Origin of the sequence: Pseudomonas sp. SC3(2021) (genome assembly GCF_019856535.1) — a bacterium.
Lineage (GTDB): Bacteria > Pseudomonadota > Gammaproteobacteria > Pseudomonadales > Pseudomonadaceae > Aquipseudomonas > Aquipseudomonas monsensis.
In genome coordinates this window covers 2,520,798-2,543,427 of record NZ_CP082236.1, presented here as the reverse complement: position 1 = coordinate 2,543,427, position 22,630 = coordinate 2,520,798, and the positions used below count along the sequence as shown (strand labels likewise).

Annotated in this window: 19 protein-coding genes; 12 read left to right on the top strand and 7 right to left on the bottom strand. The window is 60.7% G+C overall.

All coding sequences use genetic code 11. The features are described from left to right. The first annotated feature begins 11 nt into the window (after nt 1–11). Together K5Y35_RS11305 and K5Y35_RS11300 are read left to right on the top strand one after the other, a co-directional pair. Nucleotides 12–1,154 (top strand): IS481 family transposase, encoded by a 1,143-nt coding sequence (locus K5Y35_RS11305; RefSeq protein ID WP_222833315.1) that lies wholly within the window; start codon nt 12–14, stop codon nt 1,152–1,154. Nucleotides 1,155–1,856: 702 nt separating this feature from the next. Next, nucleotides 1,857–2,066, top strand: coding sequence for a DUF2788 domain-containing protein (locus K5Y35_RS11300; protein WP_003228500.1), 210 nt, complete (start codon nt 1,857–1,859; stop codon nt 2,064–2,066). Here the strand turns inward: K5Y35_RS11300 and K5Y35_RS11295 are convergent. The 4 genes from K5Y35_RS11295 to K5Y35_RS11280 all read right to left on the bottom strand — a co-directional run bounded on the left by K5Y35_RS11295 (nt 2,061) and on the right by K5Y35_RS11280 (nt 8,553). Next, a complete protein-coding gene (locus K5Y35_RS11295) occupies nt 2,061–2,696 on the bottom strand; it encodes a pseudouridine synthase (protein ID WP_123463859.1) in 636 nt (211 codons plus the stop codon). The two genes, K5Y35_RS11300 and K5Y35_RS11295, sit on opposite strands and share 6 nt — an antisense overlap. A 72-nt stretch (nt 2,697–2,768) precedes the next feature. Continuing rightward, nucleotides 2,769–4,268 (bottom strand): AMP nucleosidase, encoded by a 1,500-nt coding sequence (gene amn / locus K5Y35_RS11290; RefSeq protein ID WP_177490631.1) that lies wholly within the window; start codon nt 4,266–4,268, stop codon nt 2,769–2,771. A 184-nt stretch (nt 4,269–4,452) separates the two neighbouring features. Beyond that, nucleotides 4,453–6,102 (bottom strand): acyl-CoA dehydrogenase family protein, encoded by a 1,650-nt coding sequence (locus tag K5Y35_RS11285; protein ID WP_222834232.1) that lies wholly within the window; start codon nt 6,100–6,102, stop codon nt 4,453–4,455. Between the two features lie 96 nt (nt 6,103–6,198). Next, a complete protein-coding gene (locus K5Y35_RS11280) occupies nt 6,199–8,553 on the bottom strand; it encodes a hybrid sensor histidine kinase/response regulator (RefSeq protein ID WP_222834231.1) in 2,355 nt (784 codons plus the stop codon). Between the two features lie 304 nt (nt 8,554–8,857). Between K5Y35_RS11280 and K5Y35_RS11275 the strand changes: the two genes are divergently transcribed. From K5Y35_RS11275 to K5Y35_RS11260, 4 genes are all read left to right on the top strand, one after another. Next, nucleotides 8,858–9,655: a hydroxymethylpyrimidine/phosphomethylpyrimidine kinase gene (locus K5Y35_RS11275; protein ID WP_123464146.1), complete on the top strand. Its 798-nt coding sequence runs from the start codon at nt 8,858–8,860 to the stop codon at nt 9,653–9,655. A gap of 18 nt (nt 9,656–9,673) precedes the next feature. After that, complete coding sequence (gene thiE, locus K5Y35_RS11270) at nt 9,674–10,297, top strand: thiamine phosphate synthase (protein WP_123463853.1); 624 nt, start codon at nt 9,674–9,676, stop codon at nt 10,295–10,297. Between the two features lie 15 nt (nt 10,298–10,312). Continuing rightward, entirely contained in the window at nt 10,313–11,596 is a 1,284-nt protein-coding gene (gene hemL / locus K5Y35_RS11265; protein ID WP_123463851.1) for a glutamate-1-semialdehyde 2,1-aminomutase, read from the top strand. A 225-nt stretch (nt 11,597–11,821) separates the two neighbouring features. Beyond that, nucleotides 11,822–12,376 (top strand): tetratricopeptide repeat protein, encoded by a 555-nt coding sequence (locus K5Y35_RS11260; protein WP_047296791.1) that lies wholly within the window; start codon nt 11,822–11,824, stop codon nt 12,374–12,376. Nucleotides 12,377–12,550: 174 nt separating this feature from the next. Here the strand turns inward: K5Y35_RS11260 and K5Y35_RS11255 are convergent, their stop codons facing one another. Further along, a complete protein-coding gene (locus K5Y35_RS11255) occupies nt 12,551–12,880 on the bottom strand; it encodes a DUF1820 family protein (protein ID WP_003185742.1) in 330 nt (109 codons plus the stop codon). 133 nt (nt 12,881–13,013) lie between these two features. Here K5Y35_RS11255 and miaB point away from each other — a divergent pair, with 133 nt between their 5' ends. The 5 genes from miaB (at nt 13,014) to lnt (ending at nt 18,443) form a co-directional block, all read left to right on the top strand. After that, complete coding sequence (miaB, locus tag K5Y35_RS11250; protein ID WP_007960557.1) at nt 13,014–14,342, top strand: tRNA (N6-isopentenyl adenosine(37)-C2)-methylthiotransferase MiaB; 1,329 nt, start codon at nt 13,014–13,016, stop codon at nt 14,340–14,342. Nucleotides 14,343–14,571: 229 nt separating this feature from the next. Beyond that, on the top strand, nt 14,572–15,570 hold the full coding sequence (locus K5Y35_RS11245; protein ID WP_128615302.1) for a PhoH family protein: 999 nt from the start codon (nt 14,572–14,574) through the stop codon (nt 15,568–15,570). Next, nucleotides 15,563–16,057 carry an rRNA maturation RNase YbeY gene (gene ybeY / locus K5Y35_RS11240; RefSeq protein WP_123463847.1) on the top strand — a complete coding sequence of 165 codons (495 nt, stop codon included), beginning with the start codon at nt 15,563–15,565 and terminating at the stop codon, nt 16,055–16,057. The genes K5Y35_RS11245 and ybeY overlap by 8 nt, the downstream gene beginning before the upstream one ends. Nucleotides 16,058–16,062: 5 nt before the next feature. After that, the gene (locus tag K5Y35_RS11235) at nt 16,063–16,902 is read left to right on the top strand and encodes an HlyC/CorC family transporter (protein ID WP_027612886.1); all 840 of its coding nucleotides are present in this window, start codon (nt 16,063–16,065) and stop codon (nt 16,900–16,902) included. Between the two features lie 17 nt (nt 16,903–16,919). Then, on the top strand, nt 16,920–18,443 hold the full coding sequence (gene lnt, locus K5Y35_RS11230; RefSeq protein ID WP_128615300.1) for an apolipoprotein N-acyltransferase: 1,524 nt from the start codon (nt 16,920–16,922) through the stop codon (nt 18,441–18,443). A gap of 86 nt (nt 18,444–18,529) precedes the next feature. On the opposite strand, the gene K5Y35_RS11225 is transcribed toward lnt, so the two are convergent. Further along, nucleotides 18,530–19,291: a YdcF family protein gene (locus tag K5Y35_RS11225; protein WP_222834230.1), complete on the bottom strand. Its 762-nt coding sequence runs from the start codon at nt 19,289–19,291 to the stop codon at nt 18,530–18,532. A gap of 104 nt (nt 19,292–19,395) precedes the next feature. Then, nucleotides 19,396–19,719 (bottom strand): hypothetical protein, encoded by a 324-nt coding sequence (locus K5Y35_RS11220; RefSeq protein WP_123463844.1) that lies wholly within the window; start codon nt 19,717–19,719, stop codon nt 19,396–19,398. Between the two features lie 254 nt (nt 19,720–19,973). On the opposite strand from K5Y35_RS11220, the gene leuS reads away from it, so the two are divergent. Beyond that, complete coding sequence (leuS, locus tag K5Y35_RS11215) at nt 19,974–22,580, top strand: leucine--tRNA ligase (protein WP_222834229.1); 2,607 nt, start codon at nt 19,974–19,976, stop codon at nt 22,578–22,580. The last annotated feature ends 50 nt before the right edge of the window (nt 22,581–22,630 follow it).

Here is a 22,630-nt window from a genome sequence, read left to right as displayed (position 1 = left end):
GGAGATGACCTGTGTCTTGGGAAGAGGTGTCCACTGTGCAGCTTCGTTCAGAATTCGTGCTTTTGGCTCGGCAAGAAGGGGCCAATGTCCGGCAGCTTTGCCGTCGATTTAATATCAGCCCAAGCACCGCCTATAAATGGCTTAACAGGTTTGAAAACCTGGGTGCAGAAGGACTGAACGATCAGTCTCGACGACCGAAGACATCACCCAAGCGATGTGCTGATGAGGTTGAACAGCAGATTCTGACCGTGAGTCAGGAGTACGCGGCCTGGGGCGCTCGCAAGCTCAAACGTGTGTTGGAAGACAATGGCTTAGTGATGCCTTCAGTCAGTACCGTGCATGCGGTTTTACAGCGTCATTCACGCGTTGATCCAAAGGCCGCCGAGATCAAACCGTTTATCCGTTTTGAGCATGAAGCGCCCAACGATCTTTGGCAGATGGACTTCAAGGGGCATATCAGTCTGGGTCAGGGGCGTTGCCATCCGTTGACGATACTGGACGATCATTCGCGGTTTTCACTGTGCATCGCGGCGTGTATCAATGAGCAGCGCGACACCGTCCAGGAGCATCTGGTCCGGGCCTTTCGGCGCTATGGCCTGCCTTTGCGCATGACGATGGACAACGGCTCTCCATGGGGTGATCAGACAGGCGTTTATACCGCGCTGGAGGTCTGGCTGATGAGTCAAGGCATCAAGGTCGGCCACTCTCGACCTTATCATCCGCAAACCCAGGGAAAGCTGGAACGCTTCCACCGCAGTCTGAAAAATGAAGTTCTCCAGGGTCAGCACTTTAACGATCTCAACAGCGCGCAACGGGCGTTTGATATCTGGCGTGATATTTACAACCAGAAGCGCCCGCATCAAGCGCTGGACATGCAGGTTCCTGCTACTCGGTACAGCAGCAGCTCAAGGGAATATCAGGAGCAACCCGCAGCGCCGGAGTACGACGATGGTGATGTGGTCAGGAAGGTTCAGGTAAAGGGCGAGATCTACTGGAGGAACCGTGAATACACAGTCGGGAAAGCTTTTTACGGGAAGTCAGTAGCTATCCGGGAAACGACGGAGGACGGCATCCACGATGTCTACTGGAGTAGACATCGCATCGCCCGAATCGACTTGAACTTGCAGATCGTTACAGCAGGTAAGAAGATCTAAAACCGTCCACCATGTCTCCGAACATGTGTCCACCATGTCTCCGGTACATACACTCCCAGAGGGAGAGGGAGCCGACCGAGGTGTCTGGCATCATCCATCGACCTGAACCTTCGCGTCGATTATGGATTCACAGACGCAAGATCAGGTCGGTGTAACTCATGAGCATCGCACGGCCAGTCCCCTCTCCCTCCCAAAGGGAGAGGGAGCCGACCGAGGTGTCTGGCATAATCCATCGACCTGAACCTTCGAGTCGATTCTGGATTCACAGACGCAAGAGCAGGTCGGTGTAACTCGCGGGCATCGCACGGTCAGTTCCCTCTCCCTCCCAGAGGGAGAAGGAGCCGACCGAAGTGTCTGGCATCATCCATCGACCTCAACCTTCGAGTCGATTATGGATTCACAGACGCAAGAGCAGGTCGGTGTAACTTGTGAGCATCGCACGGTCAGTCCCCTCTCCCTCCCAGAGGGAGAGGGCGCCGACCGAGGTGTCATCGACCTGAACCTTCGCGTCGATTATGGATTCACAGACGCAAGAACAGGTCGGTGCAACTCGCGGGCATCGCACGGTCAGTTCCCTCTCCCTCTGGGAGAGGGCTAGGGTGAGGGCAACAGGTTCGGATCAGACCCAGATCAATGCCACCCCGCACACCTTGGCGTATACTCGCCGCGCCCTTTTAGCCCCATGCGCGCCGGAGAGACCCGATGGATCCAGCAGTATTCGAAGAGTGGATGATGACTGGCCTGGTCAGCATCCTGATCATTTTCATGGGATTCATCGTCTGGGATCTGGCGAAGAAGTCCAAGGCCGGACGTTTCGGCTCGTTCATTCTGTTCTTCGTGCTGGGCCTGGGCGTGGCCGCGTTCATCATCAAGAGTGTAGTGATCGGCCTGATCGAGTCCGGCGCGTTATAGGCGCGGCGGCACTTCTTTCCATTGCCCCTGATCGAGTCCGTCGATCGTCCAGTCGCCAATCCTGACGCGCACCAGCCGCAACGTCGGCAGCCCGACCGCAGCGGTCATCCGCCGCACCTGACGATTGCGCCCTTCGCGAATCACCAGTTCCAGCCATGAAGTCGGGATAGTCGCGCGAAAGCGTACCGGTGGATTACGCGGCCACAACTCGGGTTCATCCAGTTGCCGCGCTTCGGCAGGCAGGGTCATGCCGTCGTTCAACTCAACGCCGTCACGCAAACGCTGCAATTGCTCGGCCGTGGGCACGCCTTCGACCTGTACCCAGTACGTCTTCGGCAACTTGTGTTTCGGATCGGCAATCCGCGCCTGCAACTGGCCATCGTTGGTCAGCAGCAACAAACCTTCACTGTCGCGATCAAGCCGTCCGGCCGGGTAGATGCCGGGCACCTCGATGAAATCCTTGAGCGTCGCCCGCCCGCCTTCGTCACTGAACTGCGTCAGCACATCGAACGGCTTGTTGAACAGGATCAGCTTCGGCTCGGCCGGTGGTGCCTTGGCAACACGGCGCGGGGAAGAAGACTGAGGCTTCGCACCAGGACGGCGAGAAGGTGGACGCGGGGGACGGGACATAAGAGAGCAAACATTTAGCGATCAGGGCTGACAATGCTAGTGCCCCGACCGCCAAATGACCACGACTAACCGCTAACGGAACGGCGGCTCGTCGAAGCTGCGCAGTTTGCGCGAGTGCAGCGAGTTGAGTTCGGTGCGCAGCAGGTCCACCGCTTCGATGCCGATCTTCAAGTGCTGGCTGACCGCACGCTCGTAGAACGCGTTGGCCGAACCCGGCAGTTTGATTTCACTGTGCAGCGGTTTGTCCGACACACACAGCAACGTGCCATATGGCACCCGCAGGCGATAACCCTGGGCGGCGATGGTGCCGCTTTCCATGTCCACGGCCACGGCGCGGGACAGGTTGATCAACGGTCGTTCCTGAGCCCAGCGCAATTCCCAGTTACGGTCGTCGTAGGTCAGCACGGTGCCGGTGCGCAGGCGTTTCTTCAGGTCATCGCCCTTCTCGCCGGTGACGTTGGCCGCCGCTTGCTGCAGCGCCAGTTGCACTTCAGCCAGAGCCGGAATCGGAATGTTCGGCGGCACCACGCGGTCAAGAATCCCGTCGCGACGCATGTAGGCGTGCGCCAGCACATAGTCGCCGATGGTCTGCGACTGACGCAGGCCACCGCAGTGGCCGATCATCAGCCAGCAATGCGGACGCAGCACCGCCAGGTGGTCGGTGATGTTCTTGGCGTTGGACGGGCCAACGCCGATATTCACCAGGGTCACGCCGTGGCCATCGCTGGCGATCAGGTGATAGGCCGGCATCTGGTAGCGGTGCCAGACCACACCGGCAGCAATCGCCGAGGCTTCGCCGTGATCCATGCTCTTCTCGATGATCACGTTGCCCGGCAGGACCATGCGCACGAAACGCGGGTCTTTGCGCAGTTGCTCCAGGCCGTGGACGATGAACTGGTCGACGTAGCGGTGGTAGTTGGTCAGCAGGATCCACGGCTGCACATGGCGCCAGTCGCTGCCGGTGTAGTGCACCAGACGGCGCAGGGAAAAGTCGACCCGCGCGGCGTCGAACAGCGCCAGTGGCAGCGGATCGGTGTTTTCCCAGTCGTAGAGACCATCGGCGATGCCATCGGTGGCGGCGGACAGGTCGGTGCTCGGGAACACCCGCGCCAGCACGGCGGCGGTGACGCCGGAGCCGGCCAGTTCATCGCCCTGCTCGACCACGTACGGGTACGGAATGTTCTGTTGGCTGACACCGACTTCCACGGTCACGGTGAAGTCGTGCATCAGCGGCACCAGTTGTTCCAGCAGGTATTTGCGGAACGCCGCCGGGTGGGTGACGGTGACGCTGTAGGTGCCAGGCAACTGCACTTTGGCGTAAGCGCGAGTGGTCTGCGGCACTTCGCCCTGACAGTGATAGGTCAGACGCAGTTCGGGATAACGAAACAGGGCACGCTGTTCGGCGTCGGGCTCGACGCGATCCTTGAGGTAACGCTTGAGCGCCGAGTTCAGCGCAGTGGTGGCCCGCTCATGCAGCTCGGCCAGACGATCCACGGCTTGTTCGGCGGTTTGAACGACAATAAACGCTTCGGTCACGATCAGCTTCCTGTGTTCTGACTTGCAGAGCTTCATCTTGCCTGCATCGTGGTCTCACGGGAACAGTGGCGTTGTGGCTGTACCCAAATCTTTCAGACAACGCGAATCCCTGTGGGAGCTGGCTTGCCAGCGATGGCGGCCTGATAGTCAACATTGATGTCGAATGTGAAGGCCTCATCGCTGGCAAGCCGGCTCCCACAGGGTTTTGTGGAGTTTGGGGTCAGAAACCCTGGGGGGTCGAGCGGGCGACGATCGCTTCGACATCCAGCCCATGGGGCAACGCGCCGTAGACCCGGCCGCCGCCACTCAACCGACTGGCAATAAACGCATCACTCACCGCCGAATTCCCGGCTTCCAGCAGCAGTTTGGCCTGCAACCCAAGGGCAATGTCCTCGGTCAATTGCCGAGCCCGATACTGAATATCGCGGGTGTCCTTGAACTGTGCCTGCAACTGCTGAATATGCGCGGCCAAACGTTTGTCACCGTGGCCATCGCCCAACTCCCTGAACAACACATCGAGAACGCCCGGCTCTTTAGACAGTGCGCGCAAAACGTCGAGGCACTGCACGTTGCCCGAACCTTCCCACGTCGAGTTCACCGGCGCCTCGCGGTACAGGCGCGGCAGGATGCTCTCCTCGACGTACCCCGCGCCGCCCATGCATTCGGCCGCTTCGTTGATCATTCCCGGGGCACGTTTGCAGATCCAGTATTTGCCCACCGCCGTCACCAGCCGGGCGAATTGCGCTTCGTGGCGATCATCCAGATGATCCAGTGCCTTGCCCATGCGCAGGCTCAGGGCCAGCGCAGCTTCGCTTTCCAGGGCCAGGTCGGCGAGCACGTTCTGCATCAACGGTTGCTCGCTGAGCAACTTGCCGCCGACCTTGCGGTGCGCGCAGTGATGGCTGGCCTGGGTCAGCGCCTGACGCATCAACGCGCTGGAGCCGACCATGCAATCGAAACGGGTCATTGCCACCATCTCGATGATGGTCGGCACCCCGCGCCCTTCTTCACCGACCATCCACGCCAGGGCGCCACGGAACTCCACTTCGCTGGAGGCGTTGGACTGGTTGCCGAGTTTGTTTTTCAGGCGCTGGATATAGAACTGATTGCGCGTGTCGTCCGGGCGATGGCGTGGCAGCAGGAAGCAGGTCAGGCCCTTGTCGGTCTGCGCCAGCGTCAGGAACGCATCGCACATTGGCGCCGAGCAGAACCACTTGTGCCCGACCAGTTCATACGCCTGGCCCGGACCGCTGGCACCGACCGGATAGGCCTTGGTGGTGTTGGCGCGCACGTCGGTGCCGCCCTGCTTCTCGGTCATCGCCATGCCGATGGTCACGCCGGCCTTGTGCGCCATGCCGACGTTGCGCGGGTCGTATTCGGTGGCGAGGATTTTCGGTAGCCACTGCTCGGCCAGATCCGGTTGCAGGCGCAGCGCCGGAACGCTGGCGAAAGTCATGGTCAACGGGCAACCGCTGCCGGCTTCGGCCTGGCTGTGCAGATAGCTCATCGAGGCGCGGGCAACGTGGGCGCCGTCCTGCGGATGCGCCCACGGCAAGGAGGTCAGACCGTGCTCGATCGCGGTGCGCATCAGTTCGTGATAAGCGGGATGAAACTCGACCAGATCAATGCGATGGCCATAGCGATCATGACTGGCGAATACCGGTTTGTTCTGATTGGCGAGGAACCCGGCCTCCATCAGCGGCCCCCCGGCCAGCGCGCCGTAGGCATCGATCCGCGACTCGGCCCACCCGGCGCCGAACCTGCGCGACCATTCCTGCAACGGCAGGTCGATGCGGTACAGGTTGGTGCCGTCCAGCGACGGCGGCTGGTTGGTGACTTCGTGGGTTTCGGCGAACTGATGCAGGTTCATGACGGGGCTCCTTTGGTCAGCCAGAGAACCAGTTAAGCACCGCCCCACGCCCCATCAAAGTGTCATATCCGCCGAACTGGCAGCGCTTTTACCCTATCAACAACACAACACCCGGCGCTCCAGCGCGGACTGCAAATCCTCGAATTTCACCGGCTTGTTCAGGTAGTCGATCGTCGCTCCGCTGGCGCACAGCTCGCGATCGGCGCTCAGCGCCAGCATGAATACCGGCAGACTGGCGCAACCTGGCAAGGCGTGGATCTGGCAAGCCAGCGCCGCGCCATCCTGTGCGGGCAACTGGCAATCGATCAGCACCGCGTCGAAGCTTTCGCGCTGCAGGCAATCCAGCGCCGCCGCACCATTATCGGCAGTACGCACGCGGAAACCGAGCTTGAGCAACATGCCGCGCATCACCAGTTGGTTGACGCTGTTGTCATCCACCAGCAGCACTGTGCAGTCCTGCGGTTCACGCACACAATCGCGCGATGGCTGGGGTGTTGGCGCCGCCTCGACCGCCGGCAGCTCGAACTCGACATCGAGCTGGAAGCGGCTGCCGCGACCGGGTTCGGAACGATGCGTGAGTTTGCCGCCGAGCAATTCCACCAGTTGCCGGCAGATCGCCAGGCCGACGCCCAATCCGCCGTACTCGCGTGTCATTGACCCGTCGAGCTGGAAGAAACGCTGATACAGGGTTGCCTCGCCCAGGTCGGTAAAACCGATGCCGGTGTCAATCACCGCAAACGACAGCGCCAGACGATTGTCCGACGCAGGCTTGCCGGTCACGCGCAGGGCCAGACCGCCGACGCGGGTGAACTTGATCGCGTTGTCGAGCAGGCATTCCAGGCATTGCGCCAGTTTCACGCTGTCGCCGTGCAAACGGTCCGGCAGGGTCGGCAGCACCTCGACCTTGAAGTCCAGCGACTTGCTCGCCGCGTTGCCGTCGAACTGCAGCCGCAACGCCTCGACCACCCCGCGCAGGCTGAAACTGTCCGGCGTCGCCTTGAGCTTGCCGGCCTGCAGTTCGGTGAGGGTGAGGATGCCGTTGACCATGCGCATCATGTCGCGGGCAGAACCGGCGGCGGTCTGCTGGTATTGCTCCAGTTCCGGATCCAGTTCGACGGTCTGCATCAGTTCCAGCGAACCGATCACGCCGTTCATCGGCGTGCGCAGTTCGTGGGTCAGGGTCGCGAGGAATTCGTCCTTGAGCTTGTTGCTGTGGGCCAATTGCTGGTTGAGCACTTCGAGCTTCTGCCCGGCGTCGAACAGGGTCTGCGCCTGCTGCTCGCGCATCGCGTTGATGCGGTCGGCCAGCGCCAGCGACAGCAGCGCCACTTCGATGGCCGAGCCGATCTGGCTGGCGTACATGGTCAGGAACACGTTCGGCAGCAGGCCCAGCACCATCAGCGTATTGATGATGCCGCCGAGCAGAAACGCCGACCAGGCAATGATGAAATAACGCGCCACCCGCAGGCCGCGCCACCAGGCCAGAATCCCCGCGGCGAAAATCACCACGGTAAACGTCAGCGCCAGCAGGGTCGCCAACCGCAACGACAGGGCGTAACTGGTCATCAGCGACAAACCCACGACCAGCGCACTGAATGCGATCAGGCCGATCAGTACGCGATCCAGCCAGCGGCTGTGGTTGTTCGTCTGCAGGAAGCTGCGTGCGAACTGACTGCCGAACAGCCCCGCACAGCCGATGAAAAACGGCGTGGCGGCGTTGGCCCACCACGGATTGTCCGGCCAGAAATACTCGACCGCCGCCCCGTTCACCGACAGTTGATACAGGCCGAACGAGGCGATGTAGAAGATGTAATAGAGGTAGCTGGTGTCGCGCACGCTCAGGTAGATGAACAGGTTGTAGACCAGCATCCCCAGCAACACGCCATAAATGATGCCCAGTACGTACAGGCGCACCGGTTGGTCTTCGAGGTACGCGGTGCTCGACCACAACGTTACCGGCGCCTGGATCGAGCCTTCGCTGGCCAGGCGCAGGTACACCGAGCGTTGTTGATCGGGCTTGAACTCTAGGTCGAACAGGTAGTTGTTCTGACGGATCTCGCGACTGGCGAACGGCAACGCATCACCGGTCTGTCGGATCAGGCGATAGTCGCCATTGGCATCGGCCATATACAGATCAAGATGATCAAGCGGCGGGTACGCCAGCTCCAGCAGCCAGGTGCGTTGCGCGGCGGGATTGGCCGGACGGTAATGCAGGTCGATCTTCAGCCAGAACGCCGAACGCGAGTAACCGGCGTTGAGCGTGGCTTTATCGTGGAGTTTGAAATTGCCCGCCGCCGCTTGAGCGCGGACGTCGGCGATGCTCGCCTGACCACTCGGGTCTTCGAACACTTGCAAGGAGCGGCCCAGGGGAAGGCTCTGAGTGTTTTCGTCGAATTCGACGGCGCTTGCGAGGAGGGGCAAGCAGAACAGCAATATCAGCAAATAGCGCATTGAAGCCCCAGCGTGGCTCGTCCGGTTGCGTCAGGAAGCCCCCCATTCCCTTTGAGTAGACGTAAAACCGGTATTACCCGTTATTGGTTTGGATCCAGACTAGCATAGCCGTTGATGGCCATTAAGCACCATCGAAATTTTTCCTACAAAGGCTCTAGAACGGGCGTTTCAGAGCAAAGTCGCGGGCTAGAGCTGTTGAGTTGGTCAACTACCTGCAACAGCGGATGTGGTGAATACCTGTGTGGCGAGGAACCACTGACAGGACTGAACCCCAAAATCAGGTTTGGTGGTAAGCTCGCGCACCATGAATATCTACAGCTCCCGCCCCGTTGTCCTCTGTCTCTCCGGCCACGACCCCAGTGGTGGCGCCGGCTTGCAGGCAGATATCGAAGCCTTGCTCGCGCAGGGTTGCCATGCGGCTCCGGCCGTCACCGCCCTGACCGTGCAAGACACCGTCAACGTCACTGACTTCCGCGTCCTCGACCGTGAGTGGGTACTGGCCCAGGCCAATGCCGTGCTCAACGACTCCGAAGTCGCGGCGGTCAAACTGGGCATGCTCGGTTCGCTGGAAATGGTCGACACCGTAGTCGAACTGCTTTCGGCGCACCCGCACCTGCCGGTGGTCTGCGACCCGGTGCTGCGCGCCGGCGGCGGCGGACGCCTGGGCAAGGACGAGGTCGGTTATGCGATGCGCGAGCGTCTGCTGCCGCTGTCGATCATCGCCACCCCCAATCTTCCTGAAGCGCGCATCCTCGCTGAACTGCCCGAAGGCACTGCAGACGAGTGCGCGGAAAAACTCCTGCCGTTCGTCAAAAACCTGCTGATCACCGGCGGCCATGGCGACGAAACTGAAATCCACAATCGCCTGTACAGCCGTGACGGCCTGCGCGAAACCTTCTATTGCCAGCGTTTGCCAGGCAGCTATCACGGTTCCGGTTGCACGCTGGCCAGCGCTATCGCCGGTCGCCTGGCCCAAGGCGAACACCTCGCCAGCGCCGTACGCACGGCACTGGATTACACCTGGCGCACCCTGCGCGATGCCGAACAACTGGGCAAAGGCCAGTTCGTGCCGCGCCGCCTGCCGCTGGATTTCTGCTCGTAACGTCGTGAGGTCTGCCTGATGAAACTACGTGGCCTGTATGCCATTACCGACAGCGAATTGCTGGCCGGCAAGTTTCTGTCCTACGTGGAGGCGGCGCTGGAAGGCGGCGTCACCCTGCTGCAATACCGCGACAAGAGCAGCGACGAGGCCCGCCGTCTGCGCGAGGCCGAAGCGCTGCGCAACCTGTGCGAGCGCTACAAAACGCAGCTGATCATCAACGATGACGCCGAACTGGCCGCGCGCCTGAACGTTGGCGTGCACCTGGGCCAGACCGACGGCCCGCTATCGCCGACCCGCGCCCTGCTCGGCTCCAAAGCCATCATCGGTTCGACCTGCCACGCGCAACTCGCACTGGCCGAACAAGCCGCCAAAGAAGGTGCAAGTTATGTCGCCTTCGGCCGCTTCTTCAATTCCAACACCAAGCCCGGCGCGCCGAGCTGCAGCCTCGATCTGCTCGACGAGGCCAAGCGCACGCTGCATCTGCCGGTCTGCGCGATTGGCGGCATCACCCTCGACAACGCCGCGCCGCTGGTGGCCCACGGTGTCGACCTGCTGGCGGTGGTCCACGGCTTGTTCGGTGCCCAAAGCACTGCCGAAGTGACCCGCCGCGCCCGCGCCTTCAACGAACTTCTGAAAATCTGATTTGAGAGCCCGATCATGTCTCGTTCCGAAACCCTGTTTGCCAATGCCCAGAAACACATTCCCGGTGGCGTGAATTCGCCGGTTCGTGCGTTCAAGAGCGTGGGCGGCACACCGTTGTTCTTCAAGCACGCCGAAGGCGCCTACGTCACTGACGAAGACGACAAGCGTTATGTCGATTACGTCGGTTCGTGGGGCCCGATGATCCTCGGCCACAGCCACCCGGACGTGCTCGACGCCGTACGCAATCAGCTGCAACACGGCCTGTCCTACGGCGCGCCGACCGCGATGGAAACCGAGATGGCCGATCTGGTCTGCTCGCTGGTGCCGTCGATGGACATGGTGCGCATGGTCAGCTCCGGCACCGAAGCGACCATGAGCGCGATCCGTCTGGCCCGTGGTTACACCGGCCGCGACAGCATCATCAAGTTCGAAGGCTGCTACCACGGTCACTCCGACAGCCTGCTGGTCAAGGCCGGCTCCGGTGCACTGACCCAGGGCGTGCCGAGTTCGGCCGGTGTCCCGGCAGCGTTCGCCAAACACACCCTGACCCTGCCGTTCAACGACATCGACGCCGTTGAGAAGATGCTCGCCGAAGTTGGCCAGGACGTGGCGTGCATCATCGTCGAGCCAGTGGCGGGCAACATGAACTGCGTACCGCCGGCGCCGGGGTTCCTCGAAGGCCTGCGCGCGCTGTGCGACAAGCATGGCGTGGTGCTGATTTTCGACGAAGTGATGACCGGTTTCCGCGTTGCCCTCGGCGGTGCCCAGGCGTACTACGGGGTCAATCCTGACCTGACCACGTTCGGCAAGATCATCGGCGGCGGCATGCCGGTCGGCTGCTTTGGCGGCAAGCGTGAAATCATGGAACGCATCGCGCCGCTGGGCCCGGTGTACCAGGCCGGCACGTTGTCGGGTAACCCGCTGGCAATGGCAGCGGGTTTGACCACGTTGCGTCTGATCAGCCGTCCGGGTTTCCACGATGAACTGACCGACTACACCACGCGCCTGCTCGATGGCTTGCAACAACGCGCCGATGCGGCGGGCATTCCGTTCGTGACCACGCAGGCCGGCGGCATGTTCGGCCTGTACTTCAGCGGTGCCGACGACATCGTCACCTTCGAAGACGTGATGGCCAGCGACGCGGCCCTGTTCGGGCGCTTCTTCCACCTGATGCTGGAAGGCGGTGTGTACCTGGCGCCGAGTGCATTCGAAGCCGGTTTCACCTCGATCGCCCACGGTGAAGCCGAGCTGAAAATCACCCTGGACGCTGCCGAGCGCGCCTTCGCTGCCCTGAAGTAATCGCCGTACCGCTGACGTTGGCCATCGCCAGCGTCAGCTTTCACCTACATCCAGACGGTTTTTCCGATGCTTCTGCCAAGATTCCTCCACAAAGTGGGCGATATATTCCCCGCGCAGCAGAAAAACGAGTAAAGACTTTGTAAGGTTGGCCCTGCTTATTTCATAATGCGCGCTTATTGGATCCCTCGATGGGTCCGCGTGCCCTTCAGAGGTAAGTCGATTCCCATGAACCGCACCGGCCGCACCCTTGCCTTGGGCTGCCTGTTGCTCCTTCAGCCCCTGCTCGCGCATGCACAAGCAGGCGGCAACTCGTTGTTGATCCCGGCGATGGGTCGTTGCACCCTCAATACTCAGCCGCAAGACGTCACGCAGGCACTGGCCGCCTGCCAGAAAGCGGCGGACGAAGGGGATGCGCAAGCGCAATACGAGTTGGGTGAGTTCTACTACGACGGCAAGAATGCGCCGCGCGACCTCAATCAAGCCTTGAGCTACTTCGAGAAAGCCTCGCTGCAAGGCCACGCTCAGGCGCAGTTCAAGCTCGGCACCATGTTCTTCCACGGCGAAGGCGTGCAGGCCAACAACATTCAGGCGTACATCGTGCTGAAGATGGCGGCGGTCAACGGCGCCGAAGATGCGCTGGACACGGCCGACGAAGTCTCGGAAAAAATGTCCCGCGAGGACCTCGAAACCGCGACCCAGGTGCTCGGGCAAATTTTCCGTAAATACCTGATGGAACTGCAGAACGCCGATGGGCGTACGCCTTTCTCGCCATTGCCTTGATCGTGTGGTGATTAACTGTGGCGAGGGGATTTATCCCCGATGGGTTGCGAAGCAGCCCCAAACCCTGCAATCCGGTTCTGTCTGACACACCTTGCTGAATGGACTTGCGAGTGCTTCGCAGCCGAACGGGGATAAATCCCCTCGCCACAAATCATTTCAAATCCAGATCCGGTTTTACTTCTCAGGCATCGGCATCGGGAACGGCATCACATTGCCGACCGCGCCACGGGCTTCGCTGATTTTCGGGGTGCCCAGACGTTCCACCTCGTCGATGCGCACAATCGAATGCATCGGCACAAAACTGCGCACTACGCCTTCGAACTGCGCCTTGAGCTTCTCTTCGCTCGGATCGACGACCACTTGCGTGCGCTCGCCAAAGACGAACTCTTCCACTTCCAGAAAACCCCACAGATCACTTTGATAGATCTGCTTGGCGTACATTTCGAACACCTGGCCCTGGTTGAGGAAAATCACCTTATAGATTGGAGCTTCGCGTTTGGTCATGGCGGGGGGATAACATCGGGGATAAAAATGAGGGCGCAAACTATAGCATAGCCACCGGACGCGCAGCGGTAGGAACCTGAGGGCTTGTTCCCTATAATGCGCGGTTCTTTGAATCACGTGACGACCCTACTCCATGGCCAAGAAGCTTTACATCGAAACCCACGGTTGCCAGATGAACGAGTACGACAGCTCGCGCATGGTCGATCTGCTGGGCGAACACCAGGCCCTGGAAGTCACCGCGCGTGCCGAAGACGCCGACGTGATTCTGCTCAACACCTGCTCGATCCGCGAACGCGCCCAGGATCGGGTGTACTCGCAGCTCGGCCGCTGGCGCGAACTGAAACTGGCCAACCCGGACATGGTGATCGCCGTTGGCGGTTGCGTGGCCAGCCAGGAAGGCGCGGCGATCCGTGATCGCGCCCCTTACGTCGACGTGGTGTTCGGCCCGCAGACCCTGCACCGTCTGCCGGAAATGATCGACGCCGCGCGCAGCAGCAAGTTGCCGCAAGTCGACGTCTCGTTCCCGGAGATCGAAAAATTCGACCACTTGCCCGAGCCGCGCATCGACGGCCCGAGCGCCTACGTGTCGGTCATGGAAGGCTGCAGCAAGTACTGCACGTTCTGCGTGGTGCCTTACACCCGCGGCGAAGAAGTCAGCCGGCCGTTCGACGATGTGATCGCCGAGATCATCCACCTCGCCGAAAACGGCGTGCGGGAAGTGACCCTGCTCGGGCAGAACGTCAACGGCTATCGCGGCCTGACCCATGACGGGCGCCTGGCCGATCTGGCGGAATTGATCCGTGTGGTCGCCGCCGTCGATGGCATCGACCGCATCCGCTACACCACTTCACACCCGCTGGAGTTCTCCGACAGCCTGATCCAGGCCCACGCCGAAGTGCCGGAACTGGTCAAACACCTGCACTTGCCGGTGCAATCGGGTTCGGACCGGATTCTCGCGGCAATGAAGCGCAACCACACCGCGCTGGAATACAAGTCCAAGCTGCGCAAACTGCGCGCCGCCGTGCCGGGCATCTGCATCAGTTCGGACTTTATCGTCGGTTTCCCCGGCGAAACCGAGAAAGATTTCGAACAGACGATGAAGCTGATTGCCGATGTCGGCTTCGACTTCTCCTACTCGTTCGTCTACAGCCAGCGCCCGGGCACTCCGGCAGCCGATCTGGCCGATGACACCCCGGAAGAGCTGAAGAAAGAACGCCTGAATGCCTTGCAGCACCGCCTGAATCAGCAAGGCTTCGAGATCAGCCGACAAATGGTCGGCTCGATCCAGCGCATTCTCGTGACCGACTATTCGAAGAAAGACCCTGGCGAGCTGCAAGGGCGCACCGAGAATAATCGAATCGTCAACTTCCGCTGCGACAATCCGACCCTGATCGGGCAGTTTGCCGATGTGCACATCGACGCGGCACAACCGCACTCGCTGCGCGGCTCGCTGATCCAGTAAAAAAATATCAGGAACTCAGAGAATCCTGTGGGAGCTGGCTTGCCAGCGATAAGGCCATCAGCCCCGACAAATATGTCGCCTGTTGCACCGCTATCGCTGGCAAGCCAGCTCCCACAGTGGACCGCACTGTTACTGAGATTGTGCTCATCAATTTAAGAGCTTTCGCACCCAGGCCTCTGGCGTTATCCTTGATTTCATCTTAATTGCCCCAGGGCGGCTAAATACGACCTTGAACGCACCCATAGAACCACATCGTTTTATCCTCGAGCCCTTTGAGGCTCGCCGCTTCGCCAATCTGTGCGGGCAATTCGACGAGCATTTGCGCTTGATCGAACAGCGCCTGGCCATCGAGATCCGCAACCGCGGAAACCAGTTCGAACTGATCGGCGACCCCAAGCACACCACGTCTGCGGAAAATCTGCTGCGCCGCCTGTACCGGGAAACCAAGGGTACCGAGCTGTCGCCGGATCTCGTGCACCTGTTCCTGCAGGAATCAGCCGTCGTCGAGCTGGACAATCACGCCCCTGCCGAAGCCTCCGTTGCCCTGCGCACCAAGAAAGGCATGATTCGCCCACGTGGCTTGAATCAGTTGCGCTACGTGAAGGAAATCCTCGGCAACGACATCAATTTCGGCATCGGTCCGGCCGGTACCGGCAAGACCTATCTGGCCGTGGCGTGTGCTGTCGATGCGCTGGAGCGCGAGCAGATCCGCCGCATCCTGCTGGTGCGTCCGGCAGTCGAGGCCGGTGAAAAACTTGGCTTCCTGCCCGGGGACCTCGCGCAGAAGATCGACCCGTACCTGCGCCCACTCTACGACGCACTCTACGAAATGCTCGGCTTCGAATACGTGGCCAAGCTGATCGAGCGTCAGGTGATCGAAGTTGCGCCGCTGGCCTATATGCGCGGCCGCACGCTGAACAACAGCTTCATCATTCTCGACGAAAGCCAGAACACCACCGTCGAACAGATGAAGATGTTTCTGACCCGGATCGGTTTCGGCTCGACTGCGGTCATCACTGGCGACATCACTCAGGTCGACCTGCCGCGTGGCACCAAGTCCGGCCTGCATCATGTGATCGAAGTGCTCAAGGACGTACCGGGCATCAGCTTCACGCACTTCCAGCCTAAAGACGTCGTGCGCCATCCATTGGTGCAGCGGATCGTCGAAGCCTACGAGCGCTTCGAGACCCGCGCAGAAGCCGCCAAGGAAACCTCGCGCGATGCTTGAGCTAGACCTGCAAATCGCTACCGAAGCGAGCGCACCGAGTGAAGCCGACTTCCGCCGATGGTGCGAACTGGCCCTGCGCCAGCGCACCGCCGACTCGGAAATGACCATTCGTCTGGTCGACGAGGAAGAAGGCCGCGAGCTCAATCACACCTGGCGCCACAAGGATTACGCGACCAACGTCCTGTCGTTCCCGGCCGAAGTGCCCGACGAGTTTCTCGACATCCCGCTGCTCGGCGATCTGGTGATCTGCGTGGCGGTGGTCGAGCGCGAAGCCGCCGAACAGGGCAAGGAACTTAAAGCACACTGGGCACATCTGGTCATTCACGGCTGCTTGCATCTACTCGGTTACGACCATATAGATGACGACGAAGCCGAAGAAATGGAAGCACTGGAACGCGAGTTGCTTGCCGAACTGGGCTATCCCGATCCGTACGCGGACGACGAAACCGAAACATCCCCTATCGTTACAACAAAGGATTCAGAGTAATCGCTATGAGCGAAGATCGATCGAGCAACGGGCAGAAGTCATGGCTGGGTAAACTGACCCAGGCTTTTGCCCACGAGCCGAAGAACCGTCAGGAGCTGCTTGAGCTGCTGCGCGATGCACATCAGAACAAACTGCTGGACAGCGAAGCGCTGGCCATCGTCGAAGGCGCCATCCAGGTGGCTGACCTGCAAGTGCGCGACATCATGGTCCCGCGTTCGCAGATGATCAGCATCAAGGCGAACCAGACACCCCGTGAATTCCTCCCGGCCGTGGTCGACTCGGCCCACTCGCGCTATCCCGTCATCGGTGAAAGCCATGACGACGTGATGGGCGTGCTGCTGGCCAAGGACCTGCTGCCGCTGATCCTCAAGGAGAACGGCGACAGCTTCAACATCAAGGACCTGCTGCGCCCGGCCACTTTCGTGCCGGAGTCCAAGCGTCTGAACGTGTTGCTGCGTGAATTCCGCGCCAACCACAACCACATGGCCATCGTCATCGACGAGTACGGCGGTGTGGCCGGTCTGGTGACCATTGAAGACGTGCTGGAACAGATCGTCGGCGATATCGAAGACGAGCACGACGTCGAAGAAGACAGCTACATCAAGCCGCTGCCCAGCGGTGACTTCCTGATCAAGGCGCTGACGCCGATCGAGAACTTCAACGAGTTCTTCGACAGCGAGTTTTCCGATGACGAGTTCGACACCGTCGGCGGCCTGGTGATGAGCGCGTTCGGGCACTTGCCAAAACGCAATGAAATCACTGAAATCGGCGCCTATCGTTTCCGCATCCTGAACGCCGACAGCCGTCGGATTCATTTGCTGCGACTGACCCCTATCGCCCGGTAAGAAATCTAAGGACTGAAATGCGCTGGACAACCCGCCCCGGCTGGCCCGGTAACCTGCTGGCCGTGGCGGCCGGTGCAATCACCACCCTCGCTCTGGCACCTTTCAACATCTGGCCGCTGGCCTTGCTGGCGGTCGGCCTGTTCTATGCCGGTTTGCGCGAGCTGAGCCCGCGCCAGGCACTGGGCCGCGGCTGGTGCTTCGGTTTCGGCCTGTTCGGCGCCGGCACCAGCTGGATCTATTACAGCATCCACCATTTCGGTGGTGCTTCGGTGCTGTTGGCGGGGTTCCTGATGCTGCTGTTTACCGCCGCGATCGCCTGGTTCTTTGCCCTGCCGGCCTGGTTGTGGGCGCGCTGGTTGCGCCGCAATGAAGCACCGGTGGCCGATGCCTTGGCATTTGCTGCGTTGTGGGTGGGCCAGGAAGCGTTTCGCGGCTGGTTCCTCACCGGTTTCCCATGGCTGTACTCGGGTTACAGCCAGCTCGACGGCCCCTTGGCCGGGCTCGCTCCAGTTGGCGGGATGTGGCTGGTGTCGTTCGTTCTGGCACTGACAGCGGCGCTGATCTATAACGCTCCACGCCTACTGCAAACCAGGCGCAAAGGCTTTATCGCTGCCGGTCTGGTGCTGTTGGTTGGGCCATGGGTGGCCGGCATTGCGCTCAAAGGTCATGCCTGGACCAGCCCGTCCGGCGCACCATTGAGCGTTGCCGCGATTCAGGGCAACGTCGCACAAAGCATGAAATGGGACCCGGCCGAACTCAATGCGCAGTTGGCCCTGTACCGCGACCTGAGTTTCCGCTCGAAACCGGTGGATCTGCTGATCTGGCCGGAGACCGCCGTGCCGGTATTGAAGGAGTCCGCCGAGGGCTACCTGACCATGATGGGCACCTTCGCCGCCGAGCGTAAATCGGCGCTGATCACTGGCGTACCGATCCGCGAAACCGTTCGTCATGAAAAACGCTTCTTCAACGGCATCACCGTGGTCGGCGAAGGCGATGGCACGTATCTGAAGCAGAAACTGGTGCCCTTCGGCGAATACGTGCCGTTGCAGGATGTACTGCGCGGGCTGATCGCATTCTTCGACCTGCCGATGTCCGACTTTGCCCGCGGCCCGGCCGATCAGGCGTTGTTGCAGGCCAAGGGTTATCAAATCGCACCGTTTATCTGCTACGAAGTGGTGTATCCGGAATTTGCCGCCAGCCTGTCAGCGCGCAGCGATCTGCTGCTGACGATCAGCAACGACACCTGGTTCGGCACCTCGATTGGCCCGTTGCAGCATTTGCAGATGGCGCAGATGCGTGCACTGGAGGCCGGGCGCTGGATGATCCGCGCGACCAACAACGGCGTGACCGGACTGATCAACCCGTTCGGGCAGATCACCGAGCAGATTCCGCAGTTTGAACAGGGCATTCTGTACGGTGAAGTGGTGCCGATGCACAACCTGACGCCGTACCTGCAATGGCGTTCGTGGCCATTGATCATCGTGTGCTTGCTGTTGTTTGGCTGGGCACTGATGGCCAGCCGGATGTCGAAAACGCTCTAAAGCAAACGATCGCAGCCTGCGGCAGCGCCTACACAGGACTTGTATTTTCCCTGTTGCAGCTGCCGCAGGCTGCGATCTTTTGATCTTCAGCGGTAAAACAGCGAATACCCCACCTGCCCTACCGCTTCGTTCAGCAATTGCCCGCTCTGCCAGATCGACTTGAACTCCGGCAGCCAGCCACCAAACGGCCTGGCGTTATCGGTCCCGAGAAACCCGACCGGCGCTGGCACCACTTCAAATCCCGCCTGCTGAAAACTCCACACCGACCGCGGCATGTGCCAGGCCTGTGTCACGATCACCACACGCTTGATCCCCTGCGGCAGCAAGATATCGGCGGTGAACTTCGCGTTTTCCCAGGTAGTGCGGCTCTCACCTTCCTGCCAGCGCACCGTCACGCCAAAGTCGTCGTGCAGCGAATCCGCCATTAACTTCGCCTCGGTCGGCGGCGTACCGTAATGCAAGCCACCCGTGGTCAGAATCGGCAACCCGGACGCCTTGGCCAGTCGCGCGGCATAACGCTGACGCTCAAGCCCCACGCCGGTCGGCTGATCCTCTCCCCAGGCCAGATCACCGCGCTCGCGCCCGGAACCGAGCACCACGATCGCATCGGCCCGCTGCGCCAGCGCTGCCCATTCTCCACGGGCCAGCGGCGGTTCGCGCTCCAGCGCCTTGGCGCCCCACTGCACGACCACCGGCAGGCTCATCAGCCACATTCCACCAAAGCCAATGGCGAAACACACACCAGCCAGGCGCGGCCGCGAGCGGCGCAGCCACCACGCGGCCAGCAACAGCAGCAAAAGGATGCCGGGCGGCAATAAAAGTTGTTTGATGAAATAACGAAAAGGCATCGGGCATCTCCACAGATGCCCGAAGCCTAAAAGTGTTAATAGAGCGTTACAACCAATAGGTGGGATCCTGTTGCAAAAGATCCGGTTCTTGACCTGCCATGCGCTTACTTGGCCTGCAGAGAACGAACCTTGTCGGTCTCTCTGCGGGGTGCCTTGTCCTTGAGCCAGATGACCTTGGCCGAATGTGCTGCATCGAGTTGCTTCACTGCTTGTGACAGGCATCCATGCGTTTCACGTTCACTGCGATCCAGATAGGCCTTGACCAGTTTGAACTCGGCGGGGCTCAAGCCACGCAATTCCAGTTCCAGGGGGCGCTCATCGCGCAGCCGGTCAGCGGTTTTCAAAGTGTCCAGGGCCACACCCAGACGGTCGATCAGCCTTTCGTACAACTCGGGTTTCGTTACGTTTTTTTTCCGTTGCTCCACCATCCCTCACCTCATTGAAGATAAGACTCACTCCCCAGTTAGAGCTTAGCTTCGCTGTACAAACCGGCTGCACGCCGCGACCAACGGCCCTCGCCACGGTTTTGCCGGACCAAACAGCTGTAATCAGGGTTTCCCTAGGCCAAGCGCGGTCATGTATGCTACGGCGCTTCCTGTAATTCCACTTCCAGCTCGTCCGGGCCACCCCGGAACCTGCGTTGAAGAGGATTAGGCCACCCCTATCCAGTACAAAAGTAGCCATGCACGAACAATATCAGCCCCGTGAAATCGAAGCCGCCGCCCAGTCGTTCTGGGACGAGCAAAAGTCCTTTGAAGTCAGTGAACAGCCAGGCAAGGAAACCTACTACTGCCTGTCGATGTTCCCTTACCCCAGCGGCAAGCTACACATGGGGCACGTGCGCAACTACACCATCGGCGACGTGATCTCCCGCTATCAGCGCATGCAAGGCAAGAATGTTCTGCAACCAATGGGTTGGGACGCTTTCGGCATGCCGGCAGAAAACGCCGCGATGAAGAACAACGTGGCCCCCGCCAAGTGGACCTACGAAAACATTGCCTACATGAAGTCCCAGCTGCGTAGCCTGGGCCTCGCCGTGGACTGGTCCCGTGAAGTGACCACCTGCAAACCGGATTACTACCGCTGGGAACAATGGCTGTTCACTCGCCTGTTCGAAAAAGGCGTGATCTACCGTAAAAACGGCACCGTGAACTGGGACCCGATCGACCAGACCGTTCTGGCCAACGAACAGGTGATCGACGGTCGCGGCTGGCGCTCCGGCGCGCTGATCGAAAAGCGCGAAATCCCGATGTACTACTTCAAGATCACCGCCTACGCGGATGAGCTGCTGGAGAGCCTCGACGAACTGACGGGCTGGCCGGAACAGGTCAAGACCATGCAGCGCAACTGGATCGGCAAATCCCGCGGCATGGAAGTGCAGTTCCCGTACAACGTCGACTCGATCGGCGAAGAAGGCACCCTCAAAGTCTTCACCACCCGTCCGGACACCCTGATGGGCGCGACCTACGTTGCCGTGGCTGCCGAACACCACCTGGCCAGCCTCGCAGCGAAGAACAACCCTGAGCTGCAAGCGTTCATCGCCGAATGCAAGGGCGGCAGCGTGGCTGAAGCCGACGTCGCCACCCAAGAGAAGAAAGGCCTGCCGACCGGCCTGTTCGTCGAGCACCCGCTGACCGGCGAAAAACTGCCGGTATGGGTCGCCAACTATGTACTGATGCACTACGGCGATGGCGCCGTCATGGCAGTACCGGCTCACGACGAGCGTGACTTTGAATTCGCCCACAAGTACAACCTGCCGGTGAAGTCGGTGGTACGCACCAGCTCCGGTGACACCAACCCGGCGCCGTGGCAGGACGCCTACGGCGAGCACGGCACGCTGATCAACTCCGGTGAGTTCGACGGCCTGGACTTCGCGGGCGCCTTCGACGCCATGGAAGTCGCACTGATCAAGAAGAACCTCGGTGCCTCGCGCACTCAGTTCCGCCTGCGCGACTGGGGCATCAGCCGTCAGCGCTACTGGGGCTGCCCGATCCCGATCATCCACTGCGATGCTTGCGGTGACGTACCCGTGCCGGAAGATCAACTGCCCGTCGTACTGCCGGAAGACGTGGTGCCGGACGGCGCCGGTTCGCCGCTGGCACGCATGCCCGAGTTCTACGAGTGCAGCTGCCCGAAATGCGGCCAGCCGGCCAAGCGTGAAACCGACACGATGGACACGTTCGTCGAGTCCTCGTGGTACTACGCCCGTTACGCCTCGCCGCACTTCGAAGGCGGTCTGGTGGAAAAATCCGCAGCCGATCACTGGCTGCCGGTCGACCAGTACATCGGCGGTATCGAACACGCCATTCTCCACCTGCTGTACGCGCGCTTCTTCCACAAACTGATGCGCGACGAAGGCCTGGTGAGCTCCAACGAACCGTTCAAGAACCTGCTGACCCAGGGCATGGTGATCGCCGAGACTTATTATCGTCGCGAAGCCAATGGCGCCTACACCTGGTTCAACCCGGCCGACGTCGAGCTCGAACGCGACAGCAAAGCCAAGGTCATCAGCGCCAAACTGAAATCCGACGGCCTGCCGGTGGAAATCGGTGGCACCGAGAAAATGGCCAAGTCGAAGAACAACGGCGTCGACCCGCAGTCGATGATCGATCAGTTCGGCGCAGACACCTGCCGCCTGTTCATGATGTTCGCTTCGCCGCCAGACATGAGCGCCGAATGGTCCGACTCCGGCGTTGAAGGCTCGCACCGTTTCCTCAAGCGCGTCTGGCGTCTGGCGCAAGCCCACGTCACTCAGGGCCTGCCGGGCAAACTGGATGTCGCCAGCCTGAACGATGAGCAGAAAGCCGTGCGCCGCGCGACTCACCTGGCCATCAAACAGGCCAGCCATGACGTCGGCCAGAATCACAAATTCAACACCGCCATCGCTCAGGTGATGACGCTGATGAACGTGCTGGAAAAAGCCGCACAAAGCACCGAACAGGATCGCGCGCTGATTCATGAAGGCCTGGAAGCCGTGACGCTGCTGCTGGCACCGATCACGCCACACATCAGCCACGAACTGTGGAAACAACTGGGTCACGCCGACGCAGTGATCGACGCCGACTGGCCGGTTGTGGACGAGAGCGCACTGGTGCAGGACAGCCTGACCCTGGTTATCCAGGTCAACGGCAAACTGCGCGGGCAGATCGACATGCCGGCCAGCGCGACGCGCGAAGAAGTGGAAGCGGCAGCCCGCGCCAACGAAAACGTACTGCGTTTCGTCGACGGCCTGACTATTCGTAAAGTGATCGTAGTGCCCGGGAAACTGGTCAATATCGTCGCCAGCTAATTGGATCGGGCGCCGGTGTTGTCCGGCGCCAAGTAAAACCTTTCGGGCCG